This is a genomic window from Vibrio olivae, assembly GCF_042428525.1.
Taxonomy (GTDB): Bacteria; Pseudomonadota; Gammaproteobacteria; order Enterobacterales; family Vibrionaceae; genus Vibrio; species Vibrio olivae.
The window spans coordinates 98,120-114,366 of the sequence record NZ_JBHMEP010000002.1 but is presented as its reverse complement, the minus strand read 5'-3'; the positions used below and the strand labels follow the sequence as shown (position 1 = coordinate 114,366).

The 16,247-nt window shown below is 40.2% G+C and carries 12 protein-coding genes and 4 pseudogenes; 8 read left to right on the top strand and 8 right to left on the bottom strand.

The genetic code is table 11. From position 1 onward, the window contains the following. Positions 1-82 precede the first annotated feature (82 nt). Positions 83-1,501 carry an SIR2 family protein gene (locus ACFFUV_RS10410; protein ID WP_014232712.1) on the top strand — a complete coding sequence of 473 codons (1,419 nt, stop codon included), beginning with the start codon at positions 83-85 and terminating at the stop codon, positions 1,499-1,501. Then, positions 1,498-3,537: an ATP-binding protein gene (locus ACFFUV_RS10405; RefSeq protein ID WP_014232713.1), complete on the top strand. Its 2,040-nt coding sequence runs from the start codon at positions 1,498-1,500 to the stop codon at positions 3,535-3,537. Before ACFFUV_RS10410 ends, ACFFUV_RS10405 begins: the two co-directional genes overlap by 4 nt. A 254-nt stretch (positions 3,538-3,791) precedes the next feature. Here the strand turns inward: ACFFUV_RS10405 and ACFFUV_RS10400 are convergent, their stop codons facing one another. The 5 genes from ACFFUV_RS10400 to ACFFUV_RS10380 form a co-directional block, all read right to left on the bottom strand. Then, on the bottom strand, positions 3,792-4,694 hold the full coding sequence (locus ACFFUV_RS10400) for a hypothetical protein (protein ID WP_390192164.1): 903 nt from the start codon (positions 4,692-4,694) through the stop codon (positions 3,792-3,794). A gap of 467 nt (positions 4,695-5,161) precedes the next feature. Beyond that, positions 5,162-5,470, bottom strand: a complete 309-nt coding sequence (locus ACFFUV_RS10395; protein WP_390192162.1) for a hypothetical protein — start codon at positions 5,468-5,470, stop codon at positions 5,162-5,164. After that, a complete protein-coding gene (locus ACFFUV_RS10390; protein WP_024701657.1) occupies positions 5,467-6,009 on the bottom strand; it encodes a hypothetical protein in 543 nt (180 codons plus the stop codon). The genes ACFFUV_RS10395 and ACFFUV_RS10390 overlap by 4 nt, the downstream gene beginning before the upstream one ends. A 759-nt stretch (positions 6,010-6,768) precedes the next feature. After that, complete coding sequence (locus tag ACFFUV_RS10385) at positions 6,769-6,984, bottom strand: hypothetical protein (protein ID WP_069497429.1); 216 nt, start codon at positions 6,982-6,984, stop codon at positions 6,769-6,771. Then, the gene (locus tag ACFFUV_RS10380; protein WP_321274449.1) at positions 6,981-7,472 is read right to left on the bottom strand and encodes a hypothetical protein; all 492 of its coding nucleotides are present in this window, start codon (positions 7,470-7,472) and stop codon (positions 6,981-6,983) included. Before ACFFUV_RS10380 ends, ACFFUV_RS10385 begins: the two co-directional genes overlap by 4 nt. 288 nt (positions 7,473-7,760) lie before the next feature. On the opposite strand from ACFFUV_RS10380, the gene ACFFUV_RS10375 reads away from it, so the two are divergent. Further along, on the top strand, positions 7,761-8,450 hold the full coding sequence (locus ACFFUV_RS10375; RefSeq protein WP_390192160.1) for a hypothetical protein: 690 nt from the start codon (positions 7,761-7,763) through the stop codon (positions 8,448-8,450). 95 nt (positions 8,451-8,545) lie between these two features. On the opposite strand, the pseudogene ACFFUV_RS10370 reads toward ACFFUV_RS10375, so the two are convergent. Further along, positions 8,546-9,206: pseudogene (locus tag ACFFUV_RS10370) on the bottom strand (DDE-type integrase/transposase/recombinase); the annotation flags it as partial. Positions 9,207-9,340: 134 nt separating this feature from the next. On the opposite strand from ACFFUV_RS10370, the pseudogene ACFFUV_RS10365 reads away from it, so the two are divergent. The 4 genes and pseudogenes from ACFFUV_RS10365 to ACFFUV_RS10350 form a co-directional block, all read left to right on the top strand. Next, positions 9,341-9,451 (top strand): annotated as a pseudogene (locus ACFFUV_RS10365) (putative quorum-sensing-regulated virulence factor); the annotation flags it as partial. 186 nt (positions 9,452-9,637) lie between these two features. Further along, positions 9,638-10,279, top strand: a complete 642-nt coding sequence (hxpB, locus tag ACFFUV_RS10360; protein WP_390192157.1) for a hexitol phosphatase HxpB — start codon at positions 9,638-9,640, stop codon at positions 10,277-10,279. Positions 10,280-10,550: 271 nt separating this feature from the next. Beyond that, positions 10,551-13,751, top strand: a complete 3,201-nt coding sequence (locus ACFFUV_RS10355; protein WP_390192154.1) for a PAAR-like domain-containing protein — start codon at positions 10,551-10,553, stop codon at positions 13,749-13,751. Continuing rightward, a complete protein-coding gene (locus ACFFUV_RS10350) occupies positions 13,752-14,390 on the top strand; it encodes an imm11 family protein (RefSeq protein ID WP_390192151.1) in 639 nt (212 codons plus the stop codon). Between the two features lie 219 nt (positions 14,391-14,609). Here the strand turns inward: ACFFUV_RS10350 and ACFFUV_RS10345 are convergent. After that, positions 14,610-14,819 (bottom strand): annotated as a pseudogene (locus tag ACFFUV_RS10345) (GreA/GreB family elongation factor); the annotation flags it as partial. Positions 14,820-14,995: 176 nt separating this feature from the next. On the opposite strand from ACFFUV_RS10345, the gene ACFFUV_RS10340 reads away from it, so the two are divergent. Beyond that, positions 14,996-15,613, top strand: coding sequence for an imm11 family protein (locus tag ACFFUV_RS10340; protein WP_390192150.1), 618 nt, complete (start codon positions 14,996-14,998; stop codon positions 15,611-15,613). Positions 15,614-15,693: 80 nt separating this feature from the next. On the opposite strand, the pseudogene ACFFUV_RS10335 reads toward ACFFUV_RS10340, so the two are convergent. Beyond that, positions 15,694-15,909: pseudogene (locus ACFFUV_RS10335) on the bottom strand (GreA/GreB family elongation factor); the annotation flags it as partial. Positions 15,910-16,247: the final 338 nt, after the last annotated feature.

Genomic DNA, 16,247 nt, shown 5'->3' with positions numbered 1-16,247 from the left:
AACGGCTTAAGTTGTAAACATTAATGGCAGTTGTTTGTGTCCCCAACACTATATCTTTCATACAAATATAAGAAGTGTATTTATGACTACTCAGCACATTAAAGTTGGCAGTGTTCCCGATATTATTGAGCTAATGCCAAACCCCAATGAGCAAAGTGATTCTTATCCTTTTACCCTCTCAACGAATAGTACATGGGGAGAACAAGGTTCCGAAGTATCGATAGAGAAATTGCGTCAAAATATCGAGCCTTGGTTAACAGCTCTTTTCCAATCCGAACATTTAAATCTATTGATCGGTGCAGGTTTGAGTACGTCTATTCAAATGTCGGCAACAGGTGCGCCTCCTGCTGGAATGGGGTGGATCAGTGATCTAGCCGTCTGTCAAAGCGAAATAAATGCATTCGCTACAAAAGCTGCCACAGCGGCTGGTCGCGATAAAGGAAATATAGAAGATCAAATAAGAGCTATTAATGAACTTATCAAAGGGCTTGAAATTCTAACAGTGTTAAATAACCCACAACCTGAAAACCCTCCAGCTCCATTTGTAGCTTATAGAGACCTAAAAGCTGATTTAGATGCAATTAAGGGGGAGTTGTCTCGATGTCTAGGTGAGTTTTCAAAATCTGTCAGTAACGGAGAACACTTAATTAAAAGTGCTGAACCAAAACGAAAAGAGGAAACTTTCAACTATCTTGTGAGCTTCTTAATGAGCTTTGCAAGTAGAACCGCTACACGCGATAGATTGCATATTTTTACAACGAACTACGACCGAATTATCGAGGTTGGTGCTGAACTTGCAGGTTTAAGACTCATAGATCGTTTTGTTGGAAGTATCGCTCCCGTTTTTAGATCCTCAAGATTAGAAGTTGATTATCACTATAACCCTCCGGGAATACGTGGTGAACCAAGATATTTGGAAGGAGTGGCTCGTTTTACCAAGCTTCACGGTTCTCTTGATTGGCACGAACAAGATGGTGCGATTAGGCGCTTTGGTTTACCTTTTGGAGCACGCTCTGTTGAACCGTTTTTAGAAGCAGAAGGTCACGAAAGCAATAGCTATGAACAACTAATGATTTACCCTAATTCAGTCAAAGACAGAGAAACCGCAGAGTACCCCTATGTAGAGCTATTTAGAGACTTAGCAGCAGCGACTAGCCGTCCAAACAGTACATTAGTCACGTATGGCTATAGCTTTGGTGATGAGCATATAAACCGAGTAATTGAAGATATGCTTACCGTTCCATCTACCCATCTCGTCATCATTGCTTTCGGTGACCCGCTCGGAAGAATTATGAACTTCATTAGTAAAAGTGGAAGAAAAGCTCAAATCACTTTACTAATGGGTGACCATTTAGGTGACCTCAAAACTTTGGTTGATAACTATCTACCTAAACCAGCCATAGATAAAGCATCAATAAAGATGGCCGAACTACTAAAGCAGCGAGGCTTTATCCAGTCAGAACACTCAGGTAATGCAACTACCACCGAGGTAACACTATGAGTTACTTGCCTATAGAAAGACTAGAGCAGCTACGAATCGGAACCGTTGGTTTTGTATCGCCTAGTGAAATTAGAGTTTCCTTAGAAATTGATTCTCCAGACTCAGTGTCTCTTCAAGGAGGTTCTCCTCGCAACTTTCCCCGGATAAATAGCTATGTACTGATAAACAGTGATGATGGGTTTCTCGTTGGTCAAGTCGAGTGGATCGCAGTAGAACACTCGCCATATCCAAAGAGAAGAGGCTTGCAAGATTTTGGCTTGATAGATCTACCTTTTCCACTAAAAAAGCTCAGTATCAACCCCGTTGGGACATTGAGAAGCGATAGAAAAAACGATGGCTTCAGATTCACTAGAGGAACAGATGCATTTCCTTCGGTTGGTGATTCAGTACTCCTACCTACTGATAAACAATTAAACTCAATAATCGAATCAGGTGAAAACAGAAGGGTTAAAATAGGAGATAGTCCTCTAGCTAACAATGCAGAAATAAAAATCGATCCCGATAGGCTTTTTGGGCGACATATAGCTGTTTTGGGCAATACGGGTAGTGGTAAGTCTTGTTCTGTGGCGGGGCTAATTCAATGGTCTTTGGACGCAGTTTTACAACAGGGAAAGACCCCAAATGCTCGATTCATAATACTTGATCCTAATGGGGAGTACAGCCGAGCGTTTGGCCCAAAGTCAAAATACAAGGGTAAGTTATTACGCGTAGAAGCTAACTCAGATGATGGTGAGCTAGATCTTAAAGTACCATCATGGCTATGGAATAGTTCTGAGTGGGGAGCGTTCACTCAAGCAAGTTCAAAAGTTCAACTCCCATTGCTACGACGAGCTTTGAGGGCGATGAGAAATGATGTTTTGTCAGAAGATGACGTAACAATTCAAGCAAAACATTTTTGCGGAATACTTCTCGTTTCAATAAGGCAACTAGCTAGTCAAGGGCAGATATATGTGAATGCTGGCCCTGCCAAAGGCTTAGTTGAAAGTTTAACGTCATGGGAAAGTAGCCTTTTAACACTAAACGAAAAAATCGACAACCAACCTTTCGATAACCTAATAAGTACGATAAATGCGTATCTATCCTCCAGAAGAGGAATACAGTGGCCTGCTAAGCCTGATGTCGGTGATACAGACAGGTTGATTGCTGACTTAAAACAAGCTCATGTTGCACTTGGCGGCGATGAACAAGAACTTCTCCCGAAAAGTGAAGATACGCCTATTCGTTTTGAAGGTGATGACTTCGTAGCATATCTCGAAGCTTTAGCACAAGAAACAGGAACAGAGCAATTCGTGGAATTTCTTTTGACTCGAATTCGCACAATGTTAGGTGACACCCGAATTAGTGCCGTCACTAAAGATTCGGAGGAACCTATCAGTTTAACTAATTGGTTAGATACTTTTCTTGGGAAGGACACTCATGGTGCTATCACAGTTATCGACCTTTCACTCGTTCCAAATGAAATTATCCATCTTGTAACAGCAGTAATCTCTAGAGTGACTTTTGAAGCTCTTCAACGATACAGGAAAATGAATGGAAAACCATTACCGACAGTAATGGTTGCAGAGGAAGCCCATACATTTATCAAACGATACAAAGAAGAAAGTGAGAGTCAGTCAGTCTCTGATGTGTGCTGCAAAGTCTTTGAAAAGATCGCTCGCGAAGGGCGGAAATTTGGTTTAGGTCTAGTAGTATCATCCCAACGACCTTCTGAGCTATCTCCCACTGTTCTGTCTCAATGTAATACTTTTTTATTGCACAGAATTAGCAATGATAGAGACCAAGAACAAGTCCATAGGCTTGTTCCCGATAACATGAGGGGATTATTAAGAGAGCTACCATCACTACCATCACGACATGCAATTTTACTCGGATGGGCTTCTGAACTCCCCGTTTTAGTTCGAATGAAAGAACTTACTGAAGAACAAAGGCCACAATCTGATGATCCAGACTTTTGGAACGTATGGTCTAACTCCACAACTGAGCCACGTGAAGTAAACTGGCAGCCAATCGTTGAAGAGTGGCAAAACCGAGATTAATTTATCTGTTAAAATAGCGCCAAAGATATGCCTTACAACACGAATTAAGGTTAACTAATCTAAGGCGCTTTTGTCCCCAAGCTAGGCGTCGTAAACGTCTCTGGACAGAAATCACTTAGGTCAATCGCTCTAATTGGTATCTGTCAGATTAGGAAAAGTATGCAGACCTAATTGATCGTTTTCTATGCTAATTTACTTTTGTCATAAAATTCGTTTTAAACTTAAGCAAATATGTTGCATAAAATCCATAAAAATCAATTCATATTAGTATGCTTGATAGTTACTTTCACTCTGAAAATATTGAATGGCTTCAAATTCCCTTTTTGCTTAGTAATCAAGTTCTTTGATGCAGCTTCAAAGCATTCACTCATCAACTCTTCCCTTTTCTGTTTCGCTTTAGCGATATCGCTAGTTTTAATAATTTTCTGAATATTTCGAAATAAATCTTGAGTACGCATAACGGGGCGAGGAAAGCTATTTGGAGAATAATACTCATCTAAAATAGCAAAAGCCCTTAATATAAAGTTAATTGTAACCTTGAAATCACTCCAACCAACACTTAAAACATATTGGTTATGCGCTATTGATTTATTTCTAAAGTTAGTGAAATTTCTCATTTCTGAAGGTAGAACATTAGGATCTCGGCTAAGTACCTGGGTTATATAGTCAATTTCTTCATTATCAGTAATATTAGACAGTTTCAGTTCTTTTACATGCTCTTTCCATATATTTGTTAAGGAAAAATCATCTGAATGATGACTTAAGAGCTTAGCTAGTTCACAACTAATCATGGTATTAATACTAACGTTAATTAAGTTATGAAAGTAATTATCTTGAACAATAAAATTGTCATCGCTAACCTCATGTAAAGCATGCCAAAATGCATAACTTTCTATGATTTGAAGAACTATAGCTTCTAATCCTCTAGGAAGCTTTCCATCTTGAAAGTTGGGGTCGCTTTTTAACCTTTTTATATAGTTCAAATCATCTATGAATGGACTTTGAAGATCATCACCAACAAGCTCTTCCCAGTATTTTAATTGTTCATCAATATTCTCTTTACTCGGAATGTTGTATAACAAAAACTTATAGTTGCTTGGTATTTTTTCCATATTTTTAAAGTTGAGATTAGTACAACCTGACTTCAATGAGATCACTTATGTTTTTCCTTAATCAAAGTTATTCTTTCTTCCAGCTTAAAATTGAATGAGACAGCATTATTCAACTACACACACATTCTTATCATAAGATAAATTGGGTCAAACTGGAATTGTGGGAAATGTTAAAAGTGGTAATACTAAAAAGGTTTGGGGCAGAAGCGTTTTAGAGCAGTCGCGCTAAGGCGCTTTTGTCCCTGAGTAAGACTACATACCGATTAAGAGAAAAGAGGACACGTCCTCATTGATAGCGAGTTCAATGAGTGTTGCCAATGTGTTTTTTTCATTAAATAGACTTTCAGTAAATTTAGGGTGAGCGAAAGCGTTCACCCAGATTTTAAGGTGAGTCGAAAAACAATATTTAACAGGAGTTTATGTTAGCGCTTGTATCGTGCTGGATACTTATGAACCCACACACGTAATATCTGTGGGTTGCATCCAAAGGTTACAAATTCGACAGCTTTCGATCAAGATGGATACCAGTAACCGACTGTATCGCAAGCAGGGCAGTGATACCTAGAACCCGCCCAAGCATCTTCGACAACCTCACCACTACCAAGACAAACTGCAGCGTCCGCCCAACTATCAGTTTCGATTACTTCCGTGTCGCAATGGTCGCAAAAAACAACGTAACCATCATTCACTTTGTAAGAGCAATAAATATTTTTCATGGAGCTATCGTCTTTATAATACCCGTCAAGTTCATTGAAATTACCGTCGAAGTATTCATCGTGGCGATCTGGTATCGCTACCCACTTTCTAATGCTTTTGCTCATTGAACTTCACCCTTTATGTAGCAACGAAGGCAGGCTCCAGTGTCCCAAATGCTACGCGCATCGCTTGTGTAATCGTAAAAATCAGTACGGCACTCGCGACACGTTACACAGTCTGGCTCTGGTTCTGCGTTGTAATAGTCATGTGCATTGAACGTTTTTTCTTTTTCTTCCCAGATTTTTTTCTTCGCTTCGAATAATTCCATTATTTTTTCACGTTCTTCGTCTTCGGTAAATTGGCTACGCTCCGAGAGATCTAATGCATAATATTCAGCAAGGGCACCCCGCTGCGCAACATGCTTAACCAATCCTTTGATTAGATTGTTAGTATCAATTTCCTCACAAAAAACTGACTCAATCACATCAATGACTTTCTGCTGAAGTTCACCTTCGAGGTAAGCCCACATTTCGCTCACACTTTCGACTTTCTCAATTCCAGTGCCCTGAATTAAACGGCTTGAAAAAGCCTCGTTAGTACTGCCACCGCCAAGCAAACCCTTGATGATAATTTTTTCGTAATGTTCCATTTTTTTATAACTCATGGTGATTTCTTCACTGTGCGGAAGTATTTGGTTGTAATACTTACGCTCACTTTCTCAGCTATGTCGAATAATGGTTCAGCAATGTCAACGTAATTCTTATCAATTACTCACTGGTATTGAAGCGATAGTCACAGAGATTAGTAGGTATGGGAAGTGGCAAAATAATGGCATACAAGTCGCGAGTTGATTTCAACTCATTGATTTTATGCTTTTTGTGTGTTTTTTCTTCAGTCTAAAGTGTGATCTTTGTCATTAAAATACTTGTTGTCAGCTATTCCAATATATTGGTTACTTTCGGTACATCAATTACGGGCTAGGTGCTAACTCCGCTTTATAACTGGGTTGTTAGATGCTAATTCTGAGTTAGAAGGGATAGATTAATGCTAATTCCGATCTGGAATGATGAGCTAAATACTAATTCTGATCTCAAGGTCTTGGATTGATAGTTTTGAGGTTAAGGGTACGGCCACCTTTAGCCACGTTATCCAAGCGTTCTTCATAGTTAGCATGAATCTTGCCTTTCGCTGATCATTTTTTAATCCAGTATTTAATTGTTAACCAAACTCTCTATTGATTAATATATAAGCATCCTTAACAAAAAATAACAGCTTTTGAGCTGAACACCGTTTCTCATCATTTGATAAATTGTTTTCTTGATTATTTAGATTATTGTGCTCTAAGCTAAACTAGTTCGGTACATCATTGGCCTCATGTGCGTGATAACAAGCATGAGGCTGTTGATTTTGTTTTCCCAAAGCTCTAATTGCATTGAGCTTCTGCTACTAGCTTCAGTAACTTAGCAGCCAGATCCGCAGAGTTGTCCTGCTTGTACACGGTAATGCTATCGCAATACTGTACTACGACATTGCCGTTCTCGCCCATAATCACAGAGGCTAGCGCCTTCTCCTGTAGGATTGTTTGCATAAATCTGATGGAGCCTTCTTCAAATTCTTCTTGTTGTTTATCATCATTCATAACTTTACCTGTTCGATAGCTCGGATTTGACGTAATAGTTGTGGTGTTACCCCCTTATTCGATGGGCTTTTTAGATGGAGGTTTCGAAGATGATTCAATTCCCAATAAAACAAATCTCCACAACTGCGCCACTCACTGACACGAGCTATCTCAACGTGTTTTCGTATGCGTGCAATATGGTTGTTGCTCCCCATTCGCAATACACCAGTCCAGTCGATATCGGGCGCTATGGATGCCTTATTGAATATCTGCATATTGATAAGCAGGTCTCGGGCTCCTCTAGGCTCTACTGGATAAATTAACATTCCTACCGATAGGGCTGCTCTTTCTAGCAATTTTGCTGACAGGGTATCGTGTGGTATCGACTCCATGACATCTAGGGTGGTTTTATAGTGACCGGATCGGTATGCATTGCGAACTGATTCATTGTTATTGATATAACGCTCTGAGTATAAGAGAGAAAAAGCGTTTATATATAAAACCCTCATAAATTACCTCCTATTCGATAATATAGTCCTACTGTGTAAATAAATTTACTTCGTTATTTTTTATTCATAATCGTATGCACTAATATAAATAAAAGTATTATTTTTACCCTATAAAACAATATGTTGTCATTTTTATCTGATTCTGTATACTCATATTTGCCACTCATGGCAATGGTGCGTCTGCTGTAAAAATGAGGGTACCTATTTGGTAATAATGAATCCATGCTGGGGTATGCCGTATCAACAAAATCAGACGCGTTCGGTAAATTAGCCAGCTATAAGGTGATTATGTTAACCAATGCATATGCCTCTTTCTCTGAGGTATCGACCAAGATTCTATCTGATCTTTTTAAGACGGAATTTCGTACTATCCCACTAGAAAATAGGCGATGTTCTCTAAATCAAGGATTTCAGCAACTTGCTAGAAACGCTGGATTCAATTGTTACCAGTCCATGCAAAAACAAGAGTCGGCACTGATCAGGACTGAAGAGCTAATTGAGGCGCTCAAATTTGCAGGACTAAGTGACGAGTTAGCAAGCAACGCGCGTTATTCTAGACTCCTAAAATGTGATGTATTCTGTGGCTCTGACCAGCAGTTAAGTGCTGCCGTTGATCCTGATGGCATAGTATTAAATACTCCATTCCTATCAAAACCATATATTCCAGATTTTGAGTTTTATTCCCTTAATGTTCATGGTGCAGGCGGCATATGGATGACCTTGGACGAATGGGATAATTTTGTTGAAGATCTGGAAGATAATTTAGATTTTAATGGCGACCTCGAATATCAGATTGAGGAAATCTGGAACAAAAACACTCCTGACAGTTGTGGAGAGTTGTTTCTGAGTTCCAATCCAGATTGGGAGGAGTTAGCCGATTGCACAGAAGGGATATTGCGAGCGAGAGTGTTAGAACATGCGGGGCATACGCCACTTGATGTATTGTATGAATATTTCAGTTCCGAACGTCGTGCATAGCTGATGTTTAAGGAGAGTGACTGACCTGACTCACTCTCTGTCACAGAATGCGTTTATTATAATAGTGATCTATTCCAACCAGACTGGGCACTTCATCAAGCGACATGTTGCTTGATGAAGTGAACTGGGCTTAAATAACTAAGCGCACTGAGCCTACTCGTAAGAATAAAATCAACCTCAATGAACTCGAAGACCGTTTGGTGCATCTCATCTTTGGTCATGATCCGCTCGTATTGGATCGCTTTAACTTTCACATAATGGAAAAAGCTCTCAATACAGCCAGTATCCCAGCAGTTTCCTTTTCTAACCATGCGCTACTTTAAATTGTAATTCGTTATTCAGCCTCGATAGTCTTTTGAGTAATATCGGTTATTTCGAACACTATGAACAAGCCTACTCAGGGGAGCCTCGACGGAACTGCGCCATAGATAGCACATCACAGGCTAGCGTAGCCCTCATCCACGTATCCATAGACCAACCGATCACTTGTCGTGAGTAAAGATCAAAGATGATAGTCAAGTACAGCTAACCTTCGCTTGTGGCAAAATATCTGATATCACCCACCCATTTTTGATTCGGAGCCGTGCGGTAACGACCAGAGACAACTGGTGCTAAGCGACGGACATTTTATGTTTGCTGCAATAGTTTTGCATTAAGGCTATTACCATTCTCTGCCAATTCTTTACGGATGCACCTTTAACTATCTCGGCCTTTGCTGTTGTTGAAAGCTTTTCCGTCCTTTGTATCCGTTTCCTCGCACTGGAAGGCTATTCTGATGAATAGCACTTTTAGAGTTTATCTTGGTTTTTTATGACACTATCGACATGAATATGTATAGTACTCAATGATACAATTTGTGATCTTTCCCGAAGAAAGCTGATTGTTTTTAGTTTGACAAAAAAGGCTTCCCCAATGGCGAACTTGGCGATCTTCTAAAGTTGTGTTTGGCCTTGAAGATTGAAGGTTTAGACAGCGTCGTCAAACCACTCAAAAGAATGTAATCCATAAAGCCCGCTATCAAAATGCGGGCTTTTTCGTTGTGCGTTGAACATAAATCGCACCCCTCAATGTGCGAAGTCTTGATAAAAAGCCCATTTGTTGACGACGATGATGTATCCACTGCCTTTGATTCGTTTAAGGTGTTTATTTTAAGGTATGAAGTTAGACATTTTCTGTTTGAGGTAAGTATGAATAAAAAAGCCGTTATTTTTGATATGGATGGTGTGATCATCGATTCTGAGCCACTGTGGCAAACCGCGCAGATTGAATCGCTAGCTCAATTTGGCGTCACCATTACGCGCCAAGAGTGTGAGCAACTGACGATGGGGAAACGTATTGATGACATCGCGAAAACGTGGTGTGACAAATACCCACTAGGGATTGACCCAAGCGATTTAGAAACCATGATCTTAACTCGCTTGTGTGATTGCATCAGTGTGGAAGGAGAACCGATGGCAGGTGTTTATCGTGCTCTTGATTTTTTTATTGAGCGTGGAATGAGAGTGGCGTTGGCGACCTCGTCGAACCATGTGGTGATCAAAGCGGTATTTGACCGTTTAAAGCTGTGGGATAAGTTCAGTATCATTTGCAGCGCTGAGGATGAAATCAATGGTAAGCCGCATCCGGATGTTTACCTGTCTGCCGCTAAAGCGTTATTTGTTGAACCTGATGAGTGTTTGGTTATCGAAGATAGTTTTACTGGCTTAACCGCAGCGACTCGCGCCAATATGGTGACTTACTTGGTCTCACCCGCATACCAGGAGCAGAAGTTTGAAATTGCTAATCGTCGCTTCGAAAATTTGAATCAAGTGGTAGACGCGCTGAGCTAAGTTAACCTCTTTGCTTAAATGAATACCCAGTGCTGCGCTAGCTAAACGCTAGCGCTTTTTCTTGCTCGTAAAACGCTTCTAGATCAAACCAAGCAAGACTTAAATCACGCTTTTCGCGATGCACGTCAATCGACAAATGGATTTCATTATTTGAACGACATTCACACTATAAGAAAGCGCATTTTACCTAGTACTTTAGTCAGAGTGATAAAGTGAGTTTTGGTAAATTATAACCACTATTTTAGCTGAGCTGATTTTAAGGACACAAACTGTGGGAGTTACAGTCAACGCCAATGGATTAAGTGTTGTTCACCAAGGGTCGGGTGGCGAAGCCAACGCGACACTTCCGGACGTGTGTTTGACCCAATGTGGGCCGCCTGTGGTACCTATCCCCTATGGCAATAACGCTAAATCGGCAGACCTAGCCGACGGCACCACCACCATTACCATGGATGGCGGCAACAGTGTGGCGATCAAAGGCAGCAAATTCTCTAAAAGTACGGGAGATGCTGGCGGCGACAAAAAGGGCGTAGCATCAGGGACGATTGAAGCCGAAGCCGAATTCATCTCTGCTTCTCCGACTGTTAAATTTGAAGGTGCAGGCGTGTGCCGCTTGTCCGATCAAATGACCATGAACAAAGCCAACACCATGTGTCTAGGCGGTGCACAAAACCCATCAGTATCGGTATCGGAAGATGCAGAAGGAACTTATACCATAGATGTCCAGTGCTGTTATCCAGATGGAGAGCCGTTAACTAATGCCAACTTTAAGGTACTCGACAGTGCGGGGGCAGAGATAGCGTCTGGGCAATTGGATAATAAAGGCAAAGGCTCGGTCGGAGGTTTGCCGGCAGTGATGTGTGTTATTGAATATGAGGAAGATGCACGACCATTTTCGGTCATCCCGATGAGAGATACTAATCCCCACAAAAAAGATTTGTCGGACGATGAGTTTTTTGAATATTGTGCAAAAGATTGTTTACCTTTTTGGAAGTCGCGAACGATTGATGCTTCTAGACAATCTTGGGGAGTGTTTGAATCGAATTTATCAACAGATAAACAATTCAAGCAAATGTTGGCGTATGAATATCATACTCACTTTCAGTATCAAGCATCGGATTATGAAGTTCATCTTCTTGCCACAAGCTTAACGACGTTATTTGATGACAATAACGTTGATAACGGGCATATCGAAAACTACATATCCGTTCTTGCCTCGATCGTTGCACCTGATGGAGAAGTGATAACACTGACTCAAAAAATTCATAAAGATGAGTCTAAACATAACTTTTTAGCATTAATGCGTGCTAGAGGGTACGGAGATGCACAAACATATTTGCAAGATTTTGACTGGGATGCTCAGAAGAAGTTATTAGTCAATGAGACCTCTGACGTTTTGCAAAAGGTTCAAACGCGTCTTCAAACAATGAAGCAGTATGCAGATCGAGAAGGTTATGAGGCAATCTCGGTTCAGTTGGGAGAACATGCCGAGAAAGTTAAGAATACTAAGCAAGGGCTTTCTGATTCTTTCAGTCAAGCGATCGCTTCATTAAAAGAAAAATCTCAAACTATCCAGCAGAATGGTTCGGTTCCTAAAGTTGTTAACCAATTCCAAAATGGCGGTTCAACTGAATCAGGTAAAGTTAATGACATTGTGTATGTGCAAAAGGTCATGCCTAAACCTCTCCCAATCTCTCTAACATACGATGATAAGGAAAAGACACCAGTTTCGAATATACCTTATCAAGCTAAATATAGTAACGGTGAAGTTTTCAAGGGATGGTTGGATGGTGAAGGTAAAGCACTGATTTATGGAGTTCCTCAGCAAGAAGTGCCAAAAATTGAGTTTGGCGATTCAGATAAAGCTGCCCAAGCAGAATCTAATAGACCAGCACAGTTGAAGGTTCTTAAAGATGAACTTCAAAAGTACTCAGACCATCTGGTCAAAGAAACTGTTTCTTATAATGCAACCCAACTGAACCTTCAGAAGGAGCTGCTTGAGCAACTTAAGACGCAAACGGAAGAAGAATTAAACGAACTTCGAGATAAAAAAGCGGCATTAGACAATGCATCGCTTACCGAATATTGCTGGGAGTTAGCAAAGTCAGCCGCTGAAGGGGTTGGTGATGGAGTAGTTAACTATATCCCTGATTTTGGTGAGATTAGTGATTATCTCGATGCTCTCGATATTGACCTTAGTGTATTGATCTATGCCCTCACTACTGGCGATATCGATGTTCTAGAAGAAGCGTTGAAAAAAGTAGATCGAGGCGCACTTTATTTACAAGAAGCAACAGAAGCGATGGAACGCTTGATTCTTATTATTTCAGACCAAGAAATTCGCGAGTATTTATTGACGCTTCCAAAGTTGTATTTAGATGCATTACCCGCAGATGAAGCTGCGAAATATAGTTTGTCTTTAGTTACGCAAAAAGGCATTGACGGAGCGATAATCGCTGGAGGTACTGCTGCTGGTACTGCTGCAGGTGGAGTAGCTGGCCCGGCCATGGCTGTGCTTTTAACGGGAGCGACTAGTGCGAGATCTGCCGGTAAAGCGGCAGAACCAGTCCTAAAAGCGCTAAACGAACTGGTGGCAGGTAAAAAACATAAGAAAAATAACCATAAAGAAAAGCCAGAAGATGATGAAACAGAATTAGATAAAATCTGCCCTATTTGTCGAAGTCCGAAATGTAAAAACCGCAAACGTAAAAAGAAAGGTCGAGGTTTTACTGATCGAGTTGGTAACCGTCATACAGCAAATATGAAGAAGGCCAATATTGGTTTTCCTAAGCTTCACCCATGGTATGCGGGGGCTCGTACGTTGGCAGTACACCATGTAATACCTATTGAAGCAGTGAAAGGTTATCCTTCGTTTGAAAACGCATTTGATGATTTCAGTTTTGACATTAACTCTATAAATAATCTTGTTACTTTACCAATGAAGCCAATATTAGCGTGTGAACTCTGTGTGCAGTGCCATCCCACAAACCACAGCGAAGGGATCGCTTTGGTAGAGGATAAAAAAGCCTTTGCTGTGCTTCGTACTCATGAAAAAAACAACGATGTGGGAAAGCTAAATGCTTTCGGGAACAAGCTGCTTAAGAAAAAACCTTTTCTCGCATACCCTAAAGCAGCACAAGAACTTGCTGACAGTGTACTACTGCTAATTAAACAAGGTAAATTTTGCAATGAACCCAATCCGGACGAAGCATTTGCAAATAAAATGAAGGCGAAAAGTAAACATATTCTTGGCTACATCAATGATTTCACATGGACGATCGATTGGGATAGCCGTGACTATCGACCTGATTCCAAATATGGTTGCAGCGGTGCGAAAAAGAGCGGTACAGGAGCAAGTAAACAAACGTTCAAAGAAAATAAGAAGCAAAAACGTACTGATCATTGCCCTTGTGAACGCAACCATAGCCTTGGTAAAGGCCCATTTGAGAAACAATTAAAATTAGGAAAGTAGATGGACTACGATCACCAATATTATTTAATCACAGAAGATGAGTGCTCCGGCGTTTATATGTTGAACGAAAGTCGGAAGTCAGACGAAAGACTTGGAATTGAACTGTTATCTGAATATTCAATCAAGCGATTGGTCAGGGGGAGAGGTCATGTACACGTTACTTGGGGAGATGACGGTAACTTTTCACCTTGTGATTATCATCGTGTTTCAGCAACAGGTTTAGTATCACATAAATTCAAAGAAGTACTCGTATCGTTTAACCTTCACGGCGTTGAGTTTTACGGAGCCGATATTGAGAATAATGGCAATACATGGAGTGATCACTATTTAATTCATATTTGGCAAAACTATCGGGTGCTGCATCATGGGCGTTCTCGAATTAAGGGTTCCTATGTTGATGATGAATTTACTTTAGAAAAAATCTCTTTGGATGAAAGAGTACTAGACGATATTCCTATTGAAGAGCGGTTGGTGTTTAGAATGAACGAAGATGTCAAGTATCTCTATCATGAGTCGGTCGTTGCAGCACTCAGAGCCGCAGGTCTAACAGGTATGCGTTTTGTCAAAGTTGCAGATTGGAGTATCGGCAGTGCTTTTACCTCAGAGGATGAGGAGGATGAGTTTTATGACGATCTGTAGTGAGAGTTTGCTAAGTACCATATTTAATATGGAAGCAATTTAGATATTGGACTTATAAAGTGCTTATTATTGGAGGTAATTTTTAAAAAATCCCCATTAGATAGTGTCGGTAGTATTAGGCGATGGCATGTTTTTGGGAGTAATTTTTAGTAAGCGCCTATAAAAATATCTAACAATGTAGTTTGATAAAGGGCCTTGGCCCTTTTTCTTTTACCCCCATTACTCACCTTGCTGATAAGAAATCGAATTCACAAACCACTCTTTTTCGCCTTCTGGGGTTTTGACCACAAACTCGTCGTCGACTTCTTTCTTGAGTAGTGCGCGGGCAATTGGTGAGTCGATGGAGATATAGTCTTTAGCGTCGCCGTAGATCTCTTCAGGGCCGACGATGCGAGACTTCTTCACCTCGCCCACTTCATTTCTAATTTGCCAGTTTGACGTTAATGACGCTGATAATATCCGAATGGACATCGCGAAACTAATCGGTGCCACTATAAATCGGTGACACGAATTGATATGGATAGGCGCTATCAAAGTAGTAAGATTTCTGGGAACTCCAAAACGATTACATACAAAGGAACAAGTTGGACACCAAAGGTAGGTCAATGAACAAATACAACGAAAGCTACTATATTATTTTCAATAAATACAATGAAGATACTTTATATCTTAAAGCACAAAAGCAATCAGATATGAGGGACTATGAATATACAAAGCTTAAATCTGGTCCTCCTCTATTTTTTGAAAATGCGTATAAAGATAAGGATCTCTCTGCCGGAATTAAACGTCCAATTAAGTTAGCGCATATGAATATAACTTATCCAATAATCTCTGAGGGAATAAAGAATTCACTTGGAAGTATTGAAAATGATAATTTTCAGTTTTATCCAGCCATTATAATTGATGATACAGGTAAGTATTTTGAATCTTTTTGGTTTTTTAACGTTTTCGAACAGCTGGACGTTTTAGATTTAGAGTTATGTGACATAGATGATTATGATCCCGAAGACGATATGCATGATATTGAAAAGTATTATTTGAGTGATGAAAAAATGTCTCAGATTCCAGAGGGGCAACGTCTTGTGTTTATGCCTAAATATGGTGATGTTGGGCATATTATGGTTCACGAAAGTATCGTCAAGGTATTTAAAAAGCATAACGTGGATACGCTTAATTTTGTCAAAGTGTCTGAGTGGAAAATGGGCAAGCAGTTTATTGACTAATCAGCAATCTTGCCTACTTTACAGAGCGTTAAACTAAGTTTGATGTCAGAGTGATAAGCGAACGTTGATCACTCTGACGGTCATTTTTGCTGATAAGAAATCGAATTCACAAACCACTCTTTTTCGCCTTCTGGGGTTTTGACGACAAACTCGTCGTCGACTTCTTTCTTGAGTAGTGCGCGGGCCATTGGTGAGTTGATGGAGATATAGTCTTTGGCGTCGCCGTAGATCTCTTCAGGGCCGACGATGCGAGACTTCCTAACCTCTGCCGCTCCATTTCCAATTTGCATCCAAGAGCTAAGCTAATAACAACTCTCCTAATTGGCTGATCTATCAGATGGTATCACTATGTTTCTGACTTACTGAAAGACGCAGAGTTAAAAAAGAAGACAAAAAGTTGTTATGGAAAAACGAAAAAACTCAGAAAGTTTCAGCAATACATAGGCTGTTGATCATATGGAGAAGTATTGTAAAACAGGCAGTGCTAAAGAGGTTCAGGGCTTTATAGATAAATGTAGTGACAATATTCTCGATGATATTAAAGACTTTTCCGTTCGTTTAACTAGTGTTCATAAAAGTTTTAAGACGGGAGAACAAGGATGTAGGAGAAAAATATTGCGGATCTTAATAATCT